Genomic DNA, 19,137 nt, shown 5'->3' on the forward strand with positions numbered 1-19,137 from the left:
CCCCGAGCCGCGACCGCCCCCGAGACGAACGAGAACGAGGACATGCGAGAGATTGCCTGCGACGTCGCCGTCATCGGGGCCGGGACGGCGGGCATCGCCGCCCACGCCGCGGCGCGGACGGCGGGCGCCCGCGCGCTGCTGATCGAGGCGGGGCCCGGCGGCACGACCTGCGCCCGCGTCGGCTGCATGCCCTCGAAGCTCCTGATCGCGGCCGGCGCGGCGGCCCACGCCGCCCGCGGGGCCGGCCTGTTCGGCCTCGACGTGCCCGAGGTCCGGGTCGAAGGCCGCGCCGTGCTGGGGCGGCTTCGGGCGGAGCGGGACCGCTTCGTCGCCTCGGTCCTCGACGGGCTCGACGCGCTGCCCGCGGACGAGCGCCTGTCGGGCCGCGCTTGGTTCGAGGAGCCCGGGCGCCTGCGCGTCGGCGAGGACGTCCGCGTCGGCTACCGCGCGGCCGTGGTCGCGACGGGCTCGAGCCCGAGCGTGCCGAAGCCGCTGCGGGACCTCGGCGGGCGGGTGCTGACCACCGACACGGTCTTCGAGATCCCGGACCTGCCGCGCTCGCTCGCCGTGCTCGGGGGCGGGCCGGTCGGCATCGAGATCGCGCAGGCGATGGCCCGCCTCGGCGTCGAGGTCTGCCTGTTCGACACCGGCCGCAGCCTCGCCGGCCTGAGCCACCCCGACCTCGCCGCCGCGGCCGCGGAGGTGTTCGGCGCGGAGATCGGCCTGCATCTCGGCGTCGAGGTGACGGCCGGCGCGATCGACGGCGACGGCGTGCGGCTGGCCTGGACCGCGCCGGGCGGCGGGCAGGAGGAGCGGCGCTTCGAGCGGGTGCTCGCCGCCGCCGGGCGGCCGCCGAACGTCGCCGGCCTCGGCCTCGACGCCGCCGGGCTGAGCCTCGGCGAGACGGGCCTGCCGCCCTTCGACCCGCGCACCCTCCTCTGCGAGGGCGCTCCCATCCTGATCGCGGGCGACGCCAGCGCCGAGCGCCCGATCCTGCACGAGGCCGCGCGCCAGGGGCGCATTGCCGGCGCGAACGCCGCCGCCCTCGCCGCCGGGCGCCCGCTCGCGGCACCCGAGCCCTGGGTCGATCTCAGGATGGTGTTCACCCATCCCCAGGCCGCGTCGGTCGGCGCGCCCTACGACGCGGCGGCGGGCGAGAGCCGGGTGACGGGCGCCATGAGCTTCTGCGACCAGGGCCGCGCCCGCGTCGAGGGCGAGGCCCGCGGCGGCATGCGGGTCTGGGCGGACCGCGGCGGACGCCTCCTCGGCGGCGAGATGCTGGGGCCGGGCGTCGAGCACCTCTCCCAGCTGCTCGCGCTCGCCGTGCAGGAGGGAATGGGCGCGGCGCACCTGCGCGACCGGCCCTTCTACCACCCGACCCTGGAGGAAGGGCTGGAGACCGCGCTCGCCGACATCGTCCGTCAGGTCCGGGCCTGAGACCGGCCGCGACGGGATTCCCGTGCGTCCGCACCTGTCCGCGCGGTTCGCGACCAACCGAGCATTGCACTCGGCTTCCCGCCCGTTCATACCGGTCGACGCATGACGACAGTTCAGGCCCGATGCTGCTGACGGATCCGGACAGCGGCGACACCGATCTCGATGCCCTCGGCACCGACGAGCTCGACCGGCTCGATTTCGGGGTGATCGGGCTCGATCGCGCGGGCGTGGTGGTGGTCTACAATGACGCCGCGAGCTCGCTCAGCGGGCTGTCCGCCTCCGCCGTCATCGGCCACCATTACTTCCGGATGGTGGCGCCCGCCACCAACCTGCCGAGCTTCCACGGCCGCTTCCTCGCCGGGCTGCGCCGGAACCACCTCGACGAGTCGTTCGAGTTCGTGTTCGGGCGTATCCCTCAACCACTGCGTGCCCAGATCCGGATGCGGCAGGGGCGCGAGCACGTCTGGCTCACCATCCGGCCGATCGGCAGCCTGAGCTCCGGCGGCACCCGCGAGGCGGTGCTCGCCGCGGTCGGGAGCCGGAGCCGCGCCGAGCCCGTCGACCCGAGCCTGTGCGAGCGCGAGCCGATCCACATCCCCGGCTCGATCCAGCCGAACGCCGTGATGATCGCGGCGGACGCCGAGAGCCTGGAGATCATCGCCCACAGCGTGAACGTCCACGAGGCGCTGCCCGACGACGGCCGCCCCCTGGCGGGCCGGCGCCTCGACGCCGTGCTGCCGCGCGCCTTCGTCGACATGATCCGCGCGCGCGTCGCGGCCAGCACCCTGGACGACGGCCGCACGATCCGCCGCACGATCCGCCTGCCCGGCCGGGACCTCTCCGCGCGCAGCTTCTACGCGGTGGCGCACGCCCATCTCGGCCGGGTCGTCGTCGAGATGGAGGTCGCGCCCGAGCTGCCGGAGGATTTCTCCGTCGCGAGCCAGACCGACACGGAACTCTCCGTGGCGCGCCTGCGCGCGGCCGGGACGCTCGGCGGCGTGGCCCGCATCGCGGCCCTCGAGGTCCGGGCGCTCACCGGCTTCGAGTGCGTCCTCGTCTACCGCTTCGACGCGGACTGGAACGGCGAGGCCATCGCCGAGGACAAGGTGGCGGACTGGGCGCGCTCGCTGCTGGGCCTGCGCTTCCCGGCCTCCGACATCCCCGCCCAGGCCCGCGCCCTCTACACCAAGGCGAAGAGCCGCTTCGTGATCGACCGCGACAGCGTGCCGGTGCCCCTCGTCGCCGCGCCGGCCGCCGGCAACGCGCCGATCGACCTCACCTTCGCCCAGCACCGGACGCTCTCGCCGATCCACCTCGAGTACCAGCGCAATCTCGGCGTGAACGGCTCGATGTCCATCTCGATCATGGTCGAGGGCCGGCTCTGGGGCCTGATGATCGGCCACCACCGGCAGCCGCACTACGTGGCGCCGGAGACGCGGGCGGCCGCCACCGTCATCACCGACGCCTTCGCCATGCGGGTGCAGGAGATCGAGGCCCGCCGCGCCTGGGCCGAGCAGCAGGCCCATCTCGACACGGAGGGGCGCCTCGTGCGCGGGTTGACGCACTCGGAGGATTTCGTCGGCGCACTCACGGCGGGGTCGGTGACCCTCCTCGATCTGTTCGCCGCGACCGGCGCGGGGATCGTCTCGGGCGACGCCGTCACGCTGATCGGCAAGACCCCCGGCGCGGCGCAGGTGGGCGCCCTCGCCGCCTGGCTCAGGGAGCAGCCCGTGGAGAGCCCGGCCTACGCCACGGACGCCCTCTCCGCCGCCTTCCCGCCCGCCGCCGCCTACCGGGAGATCGCGAGCGGGCTGCTGGCCGTCTTCGTCGACGCGGCCCGCGAGCACCTGCTGCTCTGGTTCCGGCCCGAGGTGCCGAGCACGGTGACCTGGGGCGGCGACCCCCGCAAGCCGGTGCTCGCCGGCAGCGGACCCGTGGCGGTGCTGCCGCGCCGCTCCTTCGAGCGCTGGGTCGAGGAGCGCACCGGCTTCGCCACCCCCTTCGCCGACTGGCAGGTCTCGCTGGCGCAGTCGCTCGCCGGCGCCGTCGAGGGCGTGGTGCTGCGCCAGCGCCGCAAGATCGACGAGCTGACGGGTCTCCTCGCCGACAAGGAGAAGCTCCTCTCGCAGAAGGATCTCCTGACCCGCGAGATCGACCACCGGGTGAAGAACTCGCTGCAGATCGTCTCCGCCTTCCTGCAGATGCAGCGCCGGCAGATCGCCGACCCGGACGCGCGCCAGGCCTTCGCCGAGACCTCGGCGCGGGTGATGAGCGTGGCCCGCGTCCACGACAGCCTCTACCAGGCCGAGAGCGTCGAGGAGGTCGATCTCGGCCAGACGATCGAGAACCTGTGCAGCGACCTCGCCGGCATGGCGGGCGACGGGCACGCCGTCGACCTCGTGGCCGAGCCCGGCGTGATGGTGCCCTACCGCAAGGCGGTGGCGCTCTCGCTGATCGCCACCGAGCTCGTCACCAACGCCTTCAAGTACGCGGCGAACCCGACCGGGGGCGGCCGCGTCGAGGTGAGCGTCTCCTCCTCCGGGGTCGGCATCGTGCAGCTCAAGGTCTGCGACGACGGCCAGGGCATGCCGGAGGGCTGGAGCGAGGCGAGGCCGCAGGGCACCGGCCTCGGCATGAAGATGATCCGCGCGATGCTCGACCAGATCAACGCGCGCCTCGAAGTCGCCAACGCGCCCGGCGCCTGCTTCACGATCACCGCGTGAGCGCACCCGGACTGCACGCCCGCCTGCGCGCGGAGACCGCCGCCGCGCACGAGGCCCTGGAGCGGGACCTCGACTGGGAGGCGCGGGTGGCCACGCTCTCCGGCTACCGCGACCTCCTCGCGCGCCTGCGCGGCTTCCACGCCGCCTACGAGCCGGCCATCGCGGCCGCGCTCGGCGACGAGCCCTTCCTCGCGCAGCGGCGGCGCCTGCCGGCCCTCGACGCGGACCTCGGTGTTCTCGGGCTCGACGCGGCGGCCCTGGGGCTGCTGCCGGCCGCCCCGGCCCCGCGCCTCGACGGGCCGGCCGCGGCGCTGGGCGCGCTCTACGTGCTGGAGGGATCGACGCTCGGCGGGCAGGTCATCGGCCGCCGCATCGAGGCGCTGCACGGGGCCGACGCCGAGGGGGCCTGCGCCTATTACCGAGGCCGGGGCGAGCGCACCGGCGCGCTGTGGGCGGCCTTCCGCGCCCGCCTCGAGGCCGCGCCGGGCGGGCAGGAGGCCGAGGCGACCTCGCGCGCCGCCACCGCGACGTTCGACGCGATGCGCCTGTGGCTGTGCGGCCGCGCGGCGAGCGCGGCGGCCTGAGGCGCCCTCAGCCCCGCTCGCCCTCGCTCAGCAGCCCGTCCACGAAGGCGCCGAGGCCGGTGCGGCGGTTCCGCCTCAGGCGCTCGGCCGTGAGGATGCCCTGGAGCGACGTGAACGCGTTCTGGAGGTCGTCGTTGACGATGACGTAGTCGTACTCGCTCCAGCGCTGGATCTCGACGCGGGCGTTGGCGAGGCGCTTCTCGATGGTGGCCGGCGAATCCTCGGCCCTCCGCTCCAGGCGCTGGCGCAGCTCCGCCATGCTTGGGGGCAGGATGAAGACCGTGACGACGTCGTCCGAGAGCTTCGAGCGGACCTGCCGCGTGCCCTGGTAGTCGATGTCGAAGATCATGTCCCGGCCCTCGGCCAGGACCTTCTCCACGGGCCGGCGCGGCGTGCCGTAGAAGTTGCCGTGCACCTCCGCCCATTCGAGCAGGTCGTCGCGGGCGCGCAGGCCCTCGAACGCCTCCCGGTCGATGAAGCGGTAGTGCTTGCCCTCGATCTCCGAGGGGCGGCGCGGGCGCGTGGTCACGGAGATCGAGAGCTCGAGGCCCCAGCCGCCGTCCTGCGCGATGGCCCGCGTCAGCGTCGTCTTTCCCGCCCCCGAGGGGGAGGACAGGATCAGGATCAGGCCGCGCCGGCCGATCCGCGCCTCGCCCGGCTCCGGCATTGCCCCGGTCATCGGCGGGCACTCCCCATCTCGACCTGCCCGCTGGCTCGCGACCGCACCATGCCTCGACGCACCCTACTCGACGTTCTGGACCTGCTCGCGGAATTGCTCCACCACGGCCTTCAAGTCGAGTCCGATCCGCGACAGGGCGATGTCGTTGGCCTTGGCGCAGAGCGTGTTCGACTCGCGGCCGAGCTCCTGCGCCAGGAAATCGAGGCGCCGGCCGATGGCGCCGCCGTTGGCGATCAGCTCGCCCGCCGCCGCGAGGTGCGCGCGCAGGCGGTCGAGCTCCTCGCGCACGTCGGCCTTGGCGGCGAGCAGCACCGCCTCCTGGTGCAGCCGCTCCGGGTCGAGCCCGCCGCCGCTCCCCTCGGTGAGGCTGGCGAGGCTGGCGGAGAGCTTCGCCCGCACGGCCTCGGGCCGGCGCGCCGGGCACTCCTCGGCGGCCCGGGTCAGCTCGCCCATGCGGGCGAGCTGGGCGGTGACGATCTCCTGGAGCTGGCGCCCTTCCGCGCGGCGCGCCTCGACGAGGTCGGCGACGAGCCGCACCACCCCTTCGGCGAGGTCGCGGGCGAGCGATTCCGTCTCGGCGCCCTCCGCCTCCTCGCTCTCGATGACGCCGCGCACCCCGAGCAGCCCGTCCATGGTGGCGGGGGCGAGGCCCTCCGGCACCGGCACCCGGGCGACCGCCGCGGCGAGCGCGGCGAGGAGTGCCTCGTTGACCCGCACCCGCGCGGCCGTCTCGGGCTTCGTCAGGGCGAGCGAGACCTGGCACTGGCCGCGCGTCAGGGTCTTCTGCAGGGCGGTGCGGGCGGTCTCGCCCGCGGCTTCCGCGCCGTTCGGCACCCGTACCCGCACGTCGAGGCCGCGGCCGTTGACGCTCCGGACCTCCCAGGCCCACTGCACCGGGCCCGTCGTTCCGGTGGCCCGGGCGAACCCGGTCATGCTCGCGATCATGTCCCTGACTGAGCCCCCGCTCCGCTGTGGCGCCCGCGCCGCACGGGCCTCGACGATCAACGCGGCTGCTTGAGCACCGGCACGGACTTCGCCGAATTCAGGTCGAACGTCTTGTTCTTCAAGGGATCGAGCTTGGTGCCCTCCGAGGCGTCGAAGGCGCGCGAGCGCCCGCCCGCCGCGTTGGTCCCGTCGGCGGCGAAGGCCGCGTCGGTCGGCGGCGCGAAGGCGGAGGCGCGGCCGGGCACGGCGCCGGCATCGGCCGGCGGGTCCGCCTTGTCGACGCCGCCCGCGTCCGGCGAGGCGTTCTGGCGGCTGCGCTCCACCGCCCGCCAGCGGGCGACGTTCTTCTGGTGGCCCTCCAGGCTGTCGGCGAAGGCGTGGCCGCCGGTTCCGTCGGCCACGAAGTAGAGGTCCTTGGTGCGCGAGGGGTTGGCCACCGCCTCCAGCGCCGCGCGGCCCGGATTGGCGATCGGGCCCGGCGGCAGGCCCTCGATCACGTAGGTGTTGTAGGGCGTCGCCCGCTCGATCTCCGAGCGCTGGATGCCGCGCCCCAGCGTGCCGCGCCCGCCCACGAGCCCGTAGACGATGGTCGGGTCCGATTGCAGGCGCATGCGCTTGTTGAGGCGGTTCACGAAGACGCCGGCCACGCGCGGGCGCTCGTCGGCCCGGCCCGTCTCCTTCTCGACGATCGAGGCGAGGGTGACCATCTCGGCCGGCGTGCGCACCGGGACCTCGACGTTCCGGCGCTGCCAGATCTGGTTCAGCACCTCCTTCTGCTTCGCCTTCATGAGGTTGACGATCTGCTGCCGGGTGGCGCCGCGCTCGAACTTGTAGGTGTCGGGCAGGAGCGAGCCCTCGGCGGGGATCTCGCCGATCTCGCCGGCGAGTATCTCGTTCTCGTTGAGTCTCGCGACGATCTGCTCGCTGGTCAGCCCCTCGGGGAAGGTGACGGCGTGCTGCACCTGCCGGCCGGAGGTCACGACGTCGAGGGCGTCGCTGATCGTGGCATGCGCCTTGAAGCTGTACTCGCCGGCCTTGAGCGGCGGCCGGCCGCCGAAGCGGGCGGCGATCTCGAACAGGCCGGTGTGGGCGATCACGCCCTCGCGCTGGAGGATCTCGGCGATCTCGCCGGTGCCGCTGCGGGAGGGGATGACCACGACCTTGTCGGCGGCGAGCGGGCCGGGCTCGTGGATCTGCCGCTGCACCAGCGTCAGGCCGATCATGGCGCCGATGGCGAGCACCACCGCGAAGGTGAGGAGGCCGCTGATCGTGGCGAGCAGCCCGCCGCGCTCGCGCTCCGGCTCCTCGGGCGGCGGCGGGGCCGCGGTCGGCTTGATGGCCTCGCCGGGCGAGCGCGGCGAGAGCCGGTTCGGCAGGGCCGGCTCGTCGGAGAGGGTCGGCGTCGGCGCGGGCGTCTTGCGTCTGCGGAAGAACATCGGAATCCTGCTCGGGCTCGCGCGTCCCGACCCCTCGCCCGGTCTTCCCGCCGGGTGCGGCGCCGCCGGGGCGGCACCGGGCAGGATGGCACGGTCGGGCGCGCATGTCAGGAGAGCGCGGACCGCGCGACCCTAGCCCGCTTTATGGCAAAATTGCCGGTGCGGCCCTCATGTCGCCGCGCCGAGGGCCGCTCGCCGGGTGCCAACCCCGCGCGCGGGCGCCGGCTGGCAGGCCGCGCAGTAGAAGGTGGAGCGCCCGGCCTGGACCATCCGCCCGATCACGCCCCGGCAGCCCGGGGCCGAGCAGGGCTCGCCGACCCGGTCGTAGACCCGGAACGCGTGCTGGAAGGCGCCGGCGCTGCCGTCGGTATGGGCGTAGTCCCGCAGCGTCGAGCCGCCCGCCGCCACCGCCTCGGTCAGCACGTCGCGGATCACCCGGGCGAGGAGGCGCGCCTTCGGGGTCGGGCGGCCGCTCCCGGTGGCGAGGCTGCCGGCCGGCGCCTCGGGGTGGAGGCCGGCCCGGTGCAGGGCCTCGCAGACGTAGATGTTGCCGAGGCCGGCGATCAGGCGCTGGTCGAGGAGCGCGCTCTTGAGCGGCGTGATCCGGTGGCGGAACAGGCGCGCCACCGCCTCGCCCGTCAGCGCCTCGCTCAGGGGCTCGATGCCCATGCCGGCGAAGTGGCGGCTGGCGGCGAGCCCGTCCGTCGGCACGAGGTCCATGAAGCCGAAGCGGCGCACGTCGTTGTAGGTGATCGTAGCCCCCGTCTCCATCGCCATCACGACGTGGTCGTGCTTCGGCGTGCCGAGCGCCCCTTCGAGGTAGAAGTCGCCGGGCGAGAGGTTTCGCCCATCCGGCAGGGCCACGTCGAAGCGCCCGCTCATGCCGAGGTGCATGACCAGCGTCTCGCCCGAATCGAGGTGCGCCGTCAGGTACTTGGCCCGGCGCGCGAGCTCCCTCACGCGCCGCCCCTCCAGGCGCTCGGCGAAGCGCTCCGGGAAGGCGAAGCGCAGGTTCGGGCGGCGCAGGGTGACGCGGGAGAAGCGCGCCCCGACCAGGGCGGGCTCCAGCCCGCGGCGGACGGTCTCGACCTCGGGAAGCTCGGGCATTCTCTGTGCTGGACCGTGGACGTGTCGGGAGGAGGCCGTGATATCGGCCCGCGGCGCCCGCGCAGCAATGCCGCTGCGACGCCGCGCGTCAGGACACCTGGCGGCACCGTCCGGGCGCCGCGTCGAGAACCGCCCGGCGCGCCGAACCCCGTGCGCCCGGCCCGGAGCGCGGGTTTCGACGCATGGCGGTTTCTCCGCCGCTTCGCTATGGAGGCGGGCGAAGGACAGGTGCCATGCGAGACGACGAGCGGCGTTCGGACGGGGCGACGACGGATTTCGGGTTCGAGCGGGTGGCGCTCGCCGAGAAGCAGGAGCGCGTCGACGACGTGTTCCGCTCGGTCGCCCGGCGCTACGACCTGATGAACGACCTGATGTCGGCGGGCCTGCACCGGGCCTGGAAGGCGCAGCTCATCGCGATGCTGCGCCCGCCGCAGGGCCGGCCGTTCCACCACCTCGACGTGGCGGGCGGCACCGGCGACATCGCCTTCCGCTCGCTGGAGGCCGGCGGCCCCGGCACGCACGTCACCGTGCTCGACATCAACGAGGCGATGCTGCGCGTCGGCGCCGAGCGGGCGGGCGGCCGCTATTCGGGGCGCATCGACTTCGTCACCGGCAACGCCGAGAGCCTGCCGCTGCCGGATTCCGCCTTCGACGCCTACACCATCGCCTTCGGCATCCGGAACGTGCCGCGCATCGAGGCGGCGCTCGCCGAGGCGCGCCGGGTGCTGAAGCCGGGCGGGCGCTTCCTGTGCCTCGAATTCTCGAAGGTCGACATGCCGGTGCTCGACCGGATCTACGACGCCTACTCCTTCCACGTGATCCCGCGGATCGGCGCGCGGGTGGCGGGCGACGCGGAATCCTACCGCTACCTCGTGGAGTCGATCCGCCGCTTCCCCTCCCCCGGCGCCTTCGCGGGCATGATCGAGGCGGCGGGCTTGCGCCACGTCAGCCACCGCCTGCTGTCCGGCGGCATCGTGGCGATCCACTCGGGCTGGAAGGTCTCCTGATGGTGCTGGCCGCGACGGCGCCCGGGGCGAGCGCCGGGGAGCCGAACCTCCGGTGATCGGCGCGATCTTCCATCTCGTGCGCGGCGCGCATGTGGGCTTCGTGCTGGCGCGCGAGGGCGGGCTCGCCTTCGTGGACCCCTCGCAACTGCCCCCGCACCTGCGCCTCGCCCTCAAGGTCGGGCGCATGCTGGAGCGGCCCGGCCTCGGCGACGGGGCGGCGCGTCTCTCCGTGGCCCTGACCCGGCTCGGGCCCTCCTACGTCAAGTTCGGGCAGTTCCTGGCGACCCGCCCCGACATCGTCGGCATGGCGGCGGCGATCGACCTGGAGCGGCTGCAGGACCGGGTGCCCCCCTTCCCGCAGGGCCAGGCGATCCGCGTGGTCGAGACCGCCCTCGGGCGGCCCCTGCGCGAGGTCTTCGCCACGTTCAGCGAGTCGATCGCCGCGGCCTCGATCGCGCAGGTCCACAAGGCCACCGTGATCGAACCGGACGGCACGCAGCGCGCGCTCGCCGTGAAGGTGATGCGGCCGGGCGTGCGCGAGCGCTTCCAGCGCGATCTGCAGGCCATGCGGTTCATGGCCCGCGTCGTCCACACGCTCTCCCCCCAGGCCGAGCGCCTGCGCCCGCGGGAGGTGGTCGAGATCCTCGCCCGCTCCGTGATGATGGAGATGGATTTCCGGCTCGAGGCGGCCGCGATGTCCGAGCTCGCCCAGAACACGGCCGGGGACACGGATTTCCGGGTGCCGAAGCCCGCCTGGGAGCTCACCGCGCGGGACGTGCTGACGAGCGAGTGGATCGAGGGCACGCGCCTTCACGACCACGCGACCCTGATCGCGGCCGGCCACGACCCGAAGGCCCTCGGGCGCACGGTGATCCAGTCGTTCCTGCGGCAGGCGATCCGGGACGGCTTCTTCCACGCCGACATGCATCCCGGGAACCTGTTCGTGGACGCGGACGGGCGCCTGACGGCGGTGGATTTCGGCATCATGGGCCGGCTCGGCCACAAGGAGCGCCGCTTCCTCGCCGAGATCCTGCTCGGCTTCATCCTGCGCGACTACAAGCGCGTGGCGCAGGTGCATTTCGAGGCGGGCTACGTGCCCGCCCACCATTCCGTCGACGATTTCGCGCAGGCGATCCGGGCGATCGGCGAGCCGATCCACCAGCGGCGCGCGGACGAGATCTCGATGGCCAAGGTGCTGACGCTGCTGTTCGACGTCACCGCCCTGTTCGACATGAGCACGCGCACCGAGCTCGTGATGCTGCAGAAGACCATGGTGGTGGTGGAGGGCGTGGCCCGCTCGCTCGACCCGCAGCTCGACATGTGGACGGGCGCCGAGCCCGTGGTGCGGGCCTGGATCGCCCGCAACCTCGGGCCCGTCGGCCGCCTGGAGAGCGCGGGCCGCGCGGCGCTCACGGTCGCCGACGTGGTGGCGGACGTGCCCGACCTCTCGCAGCGCCTGAAGCGCATCCTGGTCCGCCTCGACGAGGCGGGCACCGGCGACGCGCAGCGCCTCGAAGCCTTCGCGCGGCAGGAGAAGCGGCGCGCCCTGTGGTCGACGCTGGCGCTCTGGGGCATCGCCATCGGTGCGCTGGTGATGGCCTTCCGATAAGCTCGCCGCATGGACAAGCCCACGGAACAGCCCCTGCGGAACCGGCGCATCCTCCTCGTGATCGGCGGGGGCATCGCGGCCTACAAGTCCCTCGACCTGATCCGGCGCCTGCGCGAGCGCGGCGCGGCGGTGCGCCCGCTCCTCACCAAGGGCGCGCAGGAATTCGTGACGCCGCTCGCCGCGGCGGCGCTGGCCGGAGAGCGGGCCCACACCGACCTGTTCGACCGGGCGGACGAGGCCGACATCGGCCACATCAAGCTCGCGCGCGACGCCGACGCGGTCGTCGTGGCGCCGGCCACCGCCAACCTGATGGGCCGCATGGCGCACGGCCTCGCGCCGGACCTCGCCTCGACGGTGCTGCTCGCCACGACGCTGCCGATCCTGATCGCGCCCGCCATGAACGTGCGGATGTGGCAGCACCCGGCGACGCGGCGCAACCTCGCGGTGCTGACCGGCGACGGGGTGCGGGTGGTCGGCCCGAACGAGGGCGCCATGGCCGAGGCCGAGCACGGGCCGGGCCGCATGGCCGAGCCCGCCGAGATCTGCGCCGCGCTCGAGGCGATGCTCGCGGAGGGCGCCGCGCCCGCCGGCCTCGGCTTCCTCGCCGGCCGCAAGGCTCCGGGCTCGCTCGCGGGACGGCGCGTCCTCGTCACCTCCGGGCCGACCCACGAGCCGATCGACCCGGTGCGCTACCTCGCCAACCGCTCCTCGGGTCGGCAGGGCCACGCGATCGCGGCCGCCGCCGCCGCCGCGGGCGCCGCGGTGACGCTCGTCTCGGGGCCGGTCTCGATCCCCGACCCCGTGGGGGTGAGCGTCGTGCGCGTCGAGACCGCGCGCGAGATGCTCGCCGCCGTCGAGGCGGCCCTGCCCGCCGACCTCGCCGTGTTCGCCGCGGCCGTCGCCGACTTCCGGCCCGCCGAGGCGCGCGCGGCCAAGATCAAGAAGGACGGGAGCGGGCCCCCGCCCCTGGCGCTGACCGAGAACCCGGACATCCTCGCCACCGTGGCGGGGCTGACGGCGGGCCGTCCGCGCCTCGTCGTCGGCTTCGCGGCCGAGACCGACACGGTGATCGACTACGCGCGCGCCAAGATCGCCCGCAAGGGCTGCGACCTGATCGTGGCCAACGACGTCTCGCCCGAGGGCGGGGTCATGGGCGGGGCCAGCAACACCGTGCACCTCGTCGCCCGCGACGGTTCGGTGGAGACCTGGCCGACGCTCGACAAGGACGAGGTCGCGCGCCGCCTCGTGGCGCATTTCGCGCGGACGCTCTGCGCGCCCTGAGGCGGGCCGCTCAGGGCTCCTCGCGGATCACGGCCAGGCGGCGCAGGCTCTCGGCCGCGTGGTCGAGGAAGGCCGCGACCTTCGGCGGGCGGTGCGGCCCGCCGCGGGCGACGAGATGGACCGGGATCGGCGGCGGCTCGTGCTCGCGCAGGAGCCGCACGAGGCGGCCCGCCGCGATGTCCTCCACCACCTGATAGGACAGGAGCCGCGCGATGCCCCGGCCCGCCCGCACGGCGATGAGCTGCGCCTCGACCTCGTTGACGAGGAGCCGCGGCGCGAGCCGCACCGCCGTGGCCCGCCGGCCCGTGCCGAAGCGCCACTCCCGCGCCTCCGTGCGCGGCGCGCCGAAGACCGTGTCGTGCGCCGCGAGGTCGGCCGGGCGCCGCGGCAGCCCGCGCGCCGCGAGATAGGCCGGGCTCGCCACGAGCACCCGGCGGACCGCGCCGACCCGCCGCGCCAGCAGGCTCGAATCGGCCAGCCGGTCGATCCGGACCGCGAGGTCGAGCCCATCCTCGATCAGGTCGAGGTTGCGGTCGGCCAGCACCAGCTCGACCTGCGTCTCGGGATAGGCGTCGAGGAAGCTCGCCACCACCGGCGCCACGTGCAGGCGCCCGAACTGCACGGGCGCCGTGACGCGCAGGAGGCCGCGCACCGGCGCGTCCGAGGCGCCCGCGAGCGCGGCCTCGTAGGCCGCCAGCACGGCGCGGGCCTCGTCGGCGAGCGCCCGCCCCGCCTCCGTCGGGGCGAGGCGGCGCGTCGTGCGCTCCAGGAGCCGCACGCCGACCCGGTCCTCCAGCGCGGCGAGCGCCCGCGTCACGGCCGGGCCCGAGCGGCGCAGGCGGCGCGCCGCGGCGGCGAGGCTCCCCTGCTCGACGATCGCGACGAAGATCGCGAGCTCATCGATGCGGTCCATGCGATCCTTCCGCCACCTGAAATTCTGTCGTTCGTGCGTGACGGATTTCGCCGCGGCGGCGCAAGAATATCTTCGACCGGGTCCACCGGAGAAGCGCCATGACCGAACCTGCCAAGACCGAACCTGCCAAAACCGAATCCGCCGACACCGGGCCCGCCATCACCCTCCACGGGATGCGCCTGTCGGGCCACTCGCACCGCGCCGAGCTGTTCCTGTCGCTGCTCGGCCTGCCCTACCGGTTCGAGGAGGCGACCGGCGCGGTGCGGGCCGGCGCGGCGTTCCGGCGGCTGAACCCGCTGGGCCAGATCCCGGTGCTCGTCGACGGCGAGGCGGTGATCGCCGACAGCAACGCCATCCTCGTCTACCTCGCCCGCCGCTACGCCCCGGGCAGCGCCTGGCTGCCGGATGCGCCCGAGGCCGCCGCGCAGGTGCAGCGTTGGCTCTCCATCGCGGCCGGCGAGGTCCGCTACGGCCCGGCGCTCGCCCGGCTGATGGTGCTGTTCGGGGCGCAGGCCGAGCGCGCGGCCGTCGAGGCGACCGCCTCGCGCGTCCTTCGCTTCATGGACGACCACCTCGCCGGCCGCGACTTCCTGGCCGCGCCGCACCCGACGCTGGCGGACATCGCCTGCTATTCCTACGTCGCCCACGCCCCCGAGGGCGGCGTCCCGCTCGATCCCTACCCAGCGGTCCGGGCCTGGCTCGGCCGGGTCGAGGCGCTGCCGGGCTTCCTGCCGATGCCCCGCTCGCCGATCCCGGAGGCCGCCTGAGGATGCCATGCACGCCCCCTCCTTCCACGCGGACGAGATCGCCGCGCAGCGTCTCGGCGACGGCGTGATCGGCGACACGCCGGCCATCCGCACCTTCATGCCGGAGCAGCACCGGACCTTCTTCGCCGGCCTGCCGATGCTGCTCGTCGGCGCCGTCGACGCGGACGGCTGGCCGATCGCCACCGCGCTCGCCGGCCGGCCGGGCTTCGTCTCGACGCCCGATCCCGAGACCCTGCGGGTGGCGGCCCTGCCGCCGTCCGACGATCCGGCCGCCTCCGCCCTGCGGCCGGGCGCCGAGATCGGGCTCCTCGGGCTCGATTTCGGGACCCGGCGTCGCAACCGCGCCAACGGGCGGATCGCCGCGGTCGATGCCGGCGGCTTCACGGTCGCGGTCGAGCAGAGCTTCGGCAACTGCCCGAAATACATCCGGCGCCGCGAGGCCGAGGCGGAGCCCCGCGCCGGCGGCCCGGCCGAAAGCTTCCGGGGCGTCGACGCGCGGGCCCGCGCTCTGATCGCGTCGGCCGACACGCTGTTCGTGGCGACCCGTGCCCGGGACGGCGTCGGGCCGGCAGGCGGCGCCGACATCTCGCACCGCGGCGGCAGTCCGGGCTTCGTGCGCGTCGACGGCGACGTGCTCACGATCCCGGATCTTCCCGGCAACCGCTACTTCAACACGCTGGGCAACCTCGTCGGCGAGCCCCGGGCCTCGCTCCTCCTCGTCGATTTCGAGAGCGGCGACCTCCTCACGCTCCAGGGCGAGGCGGAGATCGACTGGGACGGGCGGGAGGCCGCGGGGTTCGCGGGGGCGCGCCGCTCGTGGAGCTTCCGCGCCCTGCGCGGCTGGCGCCGGCCGGCGGCCCTGCCGCTGCGCTGGCGCCCCCTCGACCCCTCGCCCTTCCTCGCCGGGACGGGCCCCTGGGCCGGGCCGGCGTGAGGGCGCGCCCCGCTCAGGCGGCCTCGCGCCGCCGGGCCACCGCGTCGGCGAGCAGGCACAGGATCTCGAAGGCGATGGTGGCGCCGGCGAGCGACGTCACGCCGGTCGGGTCGAGGGAGGGCACGACCTCCACGAGGTCCCCCCCGACGAGGTCGAGGCCGCGCAGGCCCCGCACGAGGTAGAGCGCCTCGCGCCCCGTGAAGCCGCCCATCTCCGGCGTGCCGGTGCCCGGTGCGTAGGCGGGGTCGAGGGCGTCGATGTCGAAGCTGAGATAAGCCGGCCCCTCGCCCACGATGGCGCGGGCCTCGGCCAGGATCTCGGGCAGGCCGCGGGCGAGCGTCTCCTCCATGGTGAGGATGCGGATGCCGCGGGCGCAGGCCCAGTCCCGCTCGTCGGCCGAATCGATGCTGCCGCGGATGCCGATCTGCACCGTGCGGTGCGGATCGAGCACGCCGTCCTCCACCGCGCGCCGGAACGGCGTGCCGTGGGTCAGCCGCATGCCGCCATACTGGCCGTCGTCGGTGTCGCTGTGCGCGTCGATGTGGACGAGGCCGAGCGGGCGCCCGGCGCCGAGGGCGCGCAGCACCGGGTAGCTGACGAGATGGTCGCCGCCGACCGAGAGCGGCACCACGCCCGCGGCCCGCAGGCCGGCGTGGAACGCCTCCACCCGCCGGCAGGTGTCGGCAGCGTCGAGCGGGTTCACCGGCACGTCGCCGAGGTCGGCGCAGGCGGCGAGCGCGTAGGGCGCCACGCCGGTCGCCGGGTTGAACTGGCGCGTGCCGGTCGTGGCCTCGCGCACGGCGCGGGGGCCGAGCCGCGCGCCCGGCCGGTTCGTGGTCGCCCCGTCGAAGGGGATGCCGACGAGGCCGATCTCGATCTCGCCCGCCGCCGCGGCGGGGTCGAGGACGGGCAGCCGCATGAAGCTCGCCACGCCCGCGTAGCGGGGGCCGTCCATGCCCGAGGCCGGCCGGTAGCGGGCGATCCGCTCGGCCAGCTTCCCGCCCGACGGCCCGTCCGCCGCCTCCCGGCCCGAGAAAACCTGCCCCACCCTGACGCCTCCCTCCGGCCGCGAGACCCGGATCATCGGAGCACCGGCCGTCCGGGATCAAGCCGCCGCCTCCGGCATGCAGGCCGGCGGCCGATCGCGTTGACGACTCAAGGGCGTGCGAGTATAGCACCCGCTCCGCCGAGGGCTCGCGCTTTTCGCGAACCCTCGGCTTCGCCATTACCTGACACCTGCACGCGTTGACCGACCCCCGGCCGATCCCGGCCCGTCGGTACCGCCCGACGAGACGAGGATGCCCATGGCCAACACCGTGTCGGCCAAGAAGATGACCCGCAAGATCGCCAAGCGCACGGCGATCAACCGCTCGCGCCGCTCCCGGATGCGCACGTTCCTCCGCAAGGTCGAGGAGGCGATCGCCACCGGCAACGCGGATACGGCCCTCACCGCCCTCCGCGCCGCCGAGCCCGAGATCATGCGGGCCGCCCAGCACGGCATCGTGCACAAGAACAACGCCTCCCGGAAGGTCTCGCGCCTCGCCGCGCGCGTGAAGTCGCTGAGCGCCGCCGAGGCCGCCTGACGCCTTCGCCCTCAGGGACGACGACGGACGAGCCCGGCCACCGCGCCGGGCTTTTCTTTTGGCAATGATTCTCCCACCGAATCGAGCGCTGTGGCGGGGTCTCGGTGCTGCGCTACAAGTCGGGTCTCAGAGAGAACATCAGCGCGAAGACGGCCGCTGCCGCGGCACAGATCCCGAGCCCGAGGTACCGCACCAGGGATCGTGCACCAGTCGCGAACGCGAACGCCGTCGTCCAGATGCCTGCAAGCCAGATCGGCGCGCTGAAAAGGACCCCGACATAGAAAGACAGTTCCGGGACGTGGCTCCTGTCAGCACGCGCTTCGTGGAGGGTTGTCGGTATTCCGAACATCGAGAGCGCGGCGAGTGCGCCCAACAACATCGTCGCCAGAAGCGCCGCGACGAAGCTTGCCACGGGCAGGATTGAAGCCCGATCAGCTTTCACAACATTACCCGAACCCAGTTTCATCACTGCGCCTCGATCAGTCTGACGAATCTGCGTCGCAAGTGCCGCGAGCTCAGCGCCGTGGCGCATCTCCGATGTGTCACGGCCGAAGCCCGAGCGGTTTTACCGAGGCGGCGTCGCGCCGTCAGATCCGGCGTCTCTGCCCCAGGATACGCAACCTCAGGCTTGGTCCCTCTTGGGTCGACATCGATGCGGCCCTGTGGTCGACCGCAAAGCAGGCATTGAGCTTACAGCGAAGGATCGTCGGCGATGTTCAGGATGATCAATTTCGTTTCGGTGACCGCCAGAGTCAGCCCCCGACTACTCGACACGACGATTCGACAATTCCCTGCCGTCAAGATGCCGGCAATCGGGGCGTTCAATCCGGGGCCCGGTCGCGCCGCCCGGTAACCTTTCGGTAAACAAACGTCCTTAACTAATGCTTTCGGGGTCACCGCAAACGCATCTGGCAGGACGAGAGCCATGAGCACATCCGGCATCGAGGCGGGCGCCGAGAAGGCTGCCCAGAGCGCGCCGTCGCCGCAGGAGCAGCTGATGGCGATCGTGTCGGGCGCGGCCAAGCCGGAGCCCGCGAAGGCCGAGGCGGCCAAAGCCGAATCGGCCAGGTTGGATGCGGCCAAGATCGAAGCGGTAAGATCCGAGCCCGCCAAGCCCGAGATCGTGGCGAAGGGCGCAAAAATCCTCCCGCCGGCCGCGCGGGTCCGCCCCGGCTTTCGGCTCGACGCGCGTCTCGCCGGCGTCGCCTGCGCCGCCCTCGCGGTCGGCACCCTCGTCGGCGCGGGCGCGAGCGCCCTCTCGACCCCGCGGGCCGACCGGACGGCCGGCGCCTTCACGGAGGTGCAGGCCGGGCTCGAGGCGAACCGCGTCGAAGCCGCCCGCCTCAACACCGAGATCGAGCGCCTCGGGCGCACGCTCAGCGCCCTGCGCGACGCCAACGAGGTGACGCGCACCGACGCCAAGACCCGCGCGAACGGCGTCTCCGAGCGACTGGCCAAGCTGGAGCAGACCGTCACGACCCGCATGACCGGCCTCGGCGAGCGGATCGAGCAGTCGGACCGCGACCACGCCACGCGCCTCGCCGCCCTCTCGACGCTGATCGAGAAGCGCCCGGCGCCCGCCCCCGCACCCGCCGCCGCGGTGGCGCCCGCCCCGGCGGCCGCGAAGCCCGAGCCGGCGCAGACCGGCGCGATCCCCGACAAGCCGAAACCCGCCGTCATCGAGGGTTGGGCCGTGCGCGACGTCTACGACGGCGCGGCGATGCTGGAGGACAGGAAGCGCAGGTTGGTGGAGGTGGCGCCCGGCGACACGGTTCCCGGCGTCGGCCGCGTGGAGGCGCTGGAGCGCCGTGGCCGCGACTGGGTCGTGGTCACGCGTCAGGGGCTCATCACCCCGCAATCCTGGTGAGGGACGAGTTCCGGCTCAGGTCGTCGGGACCGGGGTCGCGGCGAGGTCGTCCGAGCGCACGGGGAAGCGCGGCTCCACCACCATCGGGTCCGTCATCGCGGCGGCCCGCACGGCGCGGCGGCGCCCGTTGATGCGCGCCCGCGCCTGCTCGGCCCGCGTCGGATGCAGCAAGGCCGTGAGAAGGGCCTGACCCTCGAAACTGCTATCCAGATTCTTCGCGTCGAAAACGGGCATGGCTTCCTCGCACCTGCGGTGACGAGAGGGC

At 74.0% G+C, this 19,137-nt stretch carries 19 protein-coding genes; 10 read left to right on the forward strand and 9 right to left on the reverse strand.

All coding sequences use genetic code 11. The annotated features are described in order from the left end of the window. The first annotated feature begins 42 nt into the window (after positions 1-42). The 3 genes from MOX02_RS00410 (at position 43) to MOX02_RS00420 (ending at position 4,744) form a co-directional block, all read left to right on the forward strand. Positions 43-1,437: a dihydrolipoyl dehydrogenase gene (locus MOX02_RS00410; RefSeq protein ID WP_147023725.1), complete on the forward strand. Its 1,395-nt coding sequence runs from the start codon at positions 43-45 to the stop codon at positions 1,435-1,437. Positions 1,438-1,559: 122 nt separating this feature from the next. Beyond that, positions 1,560-4,160, forward strand: coding sequence for a histidine kinase dimerization/phosphoacceptor domain -containing protein (locus tag MOX02_RS00415; protein ID WP_147023726.1), 2,601 nt, complete (start codon positions 1,560-1,562; stop codon positions 4,158-4,160). Continuing rightward, the gene (locus MOX02_RS00420; RefSeq protein ID WP_147023727.1) at positions 4,157-4,744 is read left to right on the forward strand and encodes a biliverdin-producing heme oxygenase; all 588 of its coding nucleotides are present in this window, start codon (positions 4,157-4,159) and stop codon (positions 4,742-4,744) included. The genes MOX02_RS00415 and MOX02_RS00420 overlap by 4 nt, the downstream gene beginning before the upstream one ends. Before the next feature lie 7 nt (positions 4,745-4,751). Here the strand turns inward: MOX02_RS00420 and gmk are convergent, their stop codons facing one another. The 4 genes from gmk to mutM all read right to left on the reverse strand — a co-directional run bounded on the left by gmk (position 4,752) and on the right by mutM (position 8,911). Beyond that, complete coding sequence (gene gmk / locus MOX02_RS00425) at positions 4,752-5,423, reverse strand: guanylate kinase (RefSeq protein WP_238179164.1); 672 nt, start codon at positions 5,421-5,423, stop codon at positions 4,752-4,754. A gap of 63 nt (positions 5,424-5,486) precedes the next feature. Further along, positions 5,487-6,356, reverse strand: coding sequence for a YicC/YloC family endoribonuclease (locus tag MOX02_RS00430; RefSeq protein WP_238179162.1), 870 nt, complete (start codon positions 6,354-6,356; stop codon positions 5,487-5,489). A 68-nt stretch (positions 6,357-6,424) separates the two neighbouring features. Beyond that, positions 6,425-7,804, reverse strand: a complete 1,380-nt coding sequence (gene mltG, locus MOX02_RS00435) for an endolytic transglycosylase MltG (RefSeq protein ID WP_147023729.1) — start codon at positions 7,802-7,804, stop codon at positions 6,425-6,427. 168 nt (positions 7,805-7,972) lie between these two features. After that, complete coding sequence (mutM, locus tag MOX02_RS00440; RefSeq protein ID WP_147023730.1) at positions 7,973-8,911, reverse strand: bifunctional DNA-formamidopyrimidine glycosylase/DNA-(apurinic or apyrimidinic site) lyase; 939 nt, start codon at positions 8,909-8,911, stop codon at positions 7,973-7,975. Positions 8,912-9,144: 233 nt separating this feature from the next. On the opposite strand from mutM, the gene ubiE reads away from it, so the two are divergent. Genes ubiE through coaBC form a run of 3 tightly spaced genes read left to right on the forward strand, consistent with a single transcriptional unit; the run spans position 9,145 to position 12,808 of the window. Further along, entirely contained in the window at positions 9,145-9,918 is a 774-nt protein-coding gene (gene ubiE / locus MOX02_RS00445) for a bifunctional demethylmenaquinone methyltransferase/2-methoxy-6-polyprenyl-1,4-benzoquinol methylase UbiE (protein WP_147023731.1), read from the forward strand. Between the two features lie 52 nt (positions 9,919-9,970). Beyond that, complete coding sequence (ubiB, locus tag MOX02_RS00450; RefSeq protein WP_147023732.1) at positions 9,971-11,527, forward strand: 2-polyprenylphenol 6-hydroxylase; 1,557 nt, start codon at positions 9,971-9,973, stop codon at positions 11,525-11,527. A gap of 9 nt (positions 11,528-11,536) precedes the next feature. Further along, entirely contained in the window at positions 11,537-12,808 is a 1,272-nt protein-coding gene (coaBC, locus tag MOX02_RS00455) for a bifunctional phosphopantothenoylcysteine decarboxylase/phosphopantothenate--cysteine ligase CoaBC (protein ID WP_147023733.1), read from the forward strand. A 10-nt stretch (positions 12,809-12,818) separates the two neighbouring features. Here coaBC and MOX02_RS00460 read toward each other — a convergent pair whose 3' ends face one another. Continuing rightward, positions 12,819-13,721 carry a LysR family transcriptional regulator gene (locus tag MOX02_RS00460; protein WP_147023734.1) on the reverse strand — a complete coding sequence of 301 codons (903 nt, stop codon included), beginning with the start codon at positions 13,719-13,721 and terminating at the stop codon, positions 12,819-12,821. Positions 13,722-13,819: 98 nt separating this feature from the next. Between MOX02_RS00460 and MOX02_RS00465 the strand changes: the two genes are divergently transcribed. Together MOX02_RS00465 and MOX02_RS00470 are read left to right on the forward strand one after the other, a co-directional pair. Then, the gene (locus tag MOX02_RS00465; protein ID WP_147023735.1) at positions 13,820-14,488 is read left to right on the forward strand and encodes a glutathione S-transferase family protein; all 669 of its coding nucleotides are present in this window, start codon (positions 13,820-13,822) and stop codon (positions 14,486-14,488) included. A 7-nt stretch (positions 14,489-14,495) separates the two neighbouring features. Continuing rightward, positions 14,496-15,422 (forward strand): pyridoxamine 5'-phosphate oxidase family protein, encoded by a 927-nt coding sequence (locus tag MOX02_RS00470; RefSeq protein ID WP_147023736.1) that lies wholly within the window; start codon positions 14,496-14,498, stop codon positions 15,420-15,422. 13 nt (positions 15,423-15,435) lie between these two features. Here the strand turns inward: MOX02_RS00470 and speB are convergent, their stop codons facing one another. Further along, positions 15,436-16,377 (reverse strand): agmatinase, encoded by a 942-nt coding sequence (speB, locus tag MOX02_RS00475; protein WP_238179172.1) that lies wholly within the window; start codon positions 16,375-16,377, stop codon positions 15,436-15,438. A gap of 349 nt (positions 16,378-16,726) precedes the next feature. On the opposite strand from speB, the gene rpsT reads away from it, so the two are divergent. Next, the gene (rpsT, locus tag MOX02_RS00480; RefSeq protein WP_147023738.1) at positions 16,727-17,005 is read left to right on the forward strand and encodes a 30S ribosomal protein S20; all 279 of its coding nucleotides are present in this window, start codon (positions 16,727-16,729) and stop codon (positions 17,003-17,005) included. 112 nt (positions 17,006-17,117) lie between these two features. Here rpsT and MOX02_RS00485 read toward each other — a convergent pair whose 3' ends face one another. After that, a complete protein-coding gene (locus MOX02_RS00485) occupies positions 17,118-17,471 on the reverse strand; it encodes a hypothetical protein (protein WP_147023739.1) in 354 nt (117 codons plus the stop codon). Between the two features lie 224 nt (positions 17,472-17,695). Then, entirely contained in the window at positions 17,696-17,932 is a 237-nt protein-coding gene (locus MOX02_RS00490; RefSeq protein WP_147023740.1) for a hypothetical protein, read from the reverse strand. On the opposite strand from MOX02_RS00490, the gene MOX02_RS00495 reads away from it, so the two are divergent. Then, the gene (locus MOX02_RS00495; protein WP_147023741.1) at positions 17,931-18,872 is read left to right on the forward strand and encodes a hypothetical protein; all 942 of its coding nucleotides are present in this window, start codon (positions 17,931-17,933) and stop codon (positions 18,870-18,872) included. The two genes, MOX02_RS00490 and MOX02_RS00495, sit on opposite strands and share 2 nt — an antisense overlap. A 15-nt stretch (positions 18,873-18,887) precedes the next feature. Here MOX02_RS00495 and MOX02_RS00500 read toward each other — a convergent pair whose 3' ends face one another. Then, positions 18,888-19,106 (reverse strand): hypothetical protein, encoded by a 219-nt coding sequence (locus tag MOX02_RS00500; RefSeq protein ID WP_147023742.1) that lies wholly within the window; start codon positions 19,104-19,106, stop codon positions 18,888-18,890. Positions 19,107-19,137 lie beyond the last annotated feature (31 nt).

The organism is Methylobacterium oxalidis (assembly GCF_007992195.1).
Classification (GTDB): Bacteria; Pseudomonadota; Alphaproteobacteria; order Rhizobiales; family Beijerinckiaceae; genus Methylobacterium; species Methylobacterium oxalidis.

Bases quoted from the DNA above. Each gene is read 5' to 3' on its own strand.
- speB (WP_238179172.1), bottom strand. From the start codon at position 16,377: ATGGACGGCCCCCGCTACGCGGGCGTGGCGAGCTTCATGCGGCTGCCC.
- MOX02_RS00490 (WP_147023740.1), bottom strand. From the start codon at position 17,932: ATGGCTCTCGTCCTGCCAGATGCGTTTGCGGTGACCCCGAAAGCATTA.
- MOX02_RS00500 (WP_147023742.1), bottom strand. From the start codon at position 19,106: ATGCCCGTTTTCGACGCGAAGAATCTGGATAGCAGTTTCGAGGGTCAG.
- MOX02_RS00410 (WP_147023725.1), top strand. From the start codon at position 43: ATGCGAGAGATTGCCTGCGACGTCGCCGTCATCGGGGCCGGGACGGCG.
- MOX02_RS00470 (WP_147023736.1), top strand. From the start codon at position 14,496: ATGCACGCCCCCTCCTTCCACGCGGACGAGATCGCCGCGCAGCGTCTC.
- MOX02_RS00460 (WP_147023734.1), bottom strand. From the start codon at position 13,721: ATGGACCGCATCGATGAGCTCGCGATCTTCGTCGCGATCGTCGAGCAG.
- rpsT (WP_147023738.1), top strand. From the start codon at position 16,727: ATGGCCAACACCGTGTCGGCCAAGAAGATGACCCGCAAGATCGCCAAG.
- MOX02_RS00495 (WP_147023741.1), top strand. From the start codon at position 17,931: ATGAGCACATCCGGCATCGAGGCGGGCGCCGAGAAGGCTGCCCAGAGC.
- mutM (WP_147023730.1), bottom strand. From the start codon at position 8,911: ATGCCCGAGCTTCCCGAGGTCGAGACCGTCCGCCGCGGGCTGGAGCCC.
- mltG (WP_147023729.1), bottom strand. From the start codon at position 7,804: ATGTTCTTCCGCAGACGCAAGACGCCCGCGCCGACGCCGACCCTCTCC.
- MOX02_RS00465 (WP_147023735.1), top strand. From the start codon at position 13,820: ATGACCGAACCTGCCAAGACCGAACCTGCCAAAACCGAATCCGCCGAC.
- coaBC (WP_147023733.1), top strand. From the start codon at position 11,537: ATGGACAAGCCCACGGAACAGCCCCTGCGGAACCGGCGCATCCTCCTC.
- MOX02_RS00415 (WP_147023726.1), top strand. From the start codon at position 1,560: ATGCTGCTGACGGATCCGGACAGCGGCGACACCGATCTCGATGCCCTC.
- gmk (WP_238179164.1), bottom strand. From the start codon at position 5,423: ATGACCGGGGCAATGCCGGAGCCGGGCGAGGCGCGGATCGGCCGGCGC.
- ubiE (WP_147023731.1), top strand. From the start codon at position 9,145: ATGCGAGACGACGAGCGGCGTTCGGACGGGGCGACGACGGATTTCGGG.
- MOX02_RS00485 (WP_147023739.1), bottom strand. From the start codon at position 17,471: ATGAAACTGGGTTCGGGTAATGTTGTGAAAGCTGATCGGGCTTCAATC.
- MOX02_RS00430 (WP_238179162.1), bottom strand. From the start codon at position 6,356: ATGACCGGGTTCGCCCGGGCCACCGGAACGACGGGCCCGGTGCAGTGG.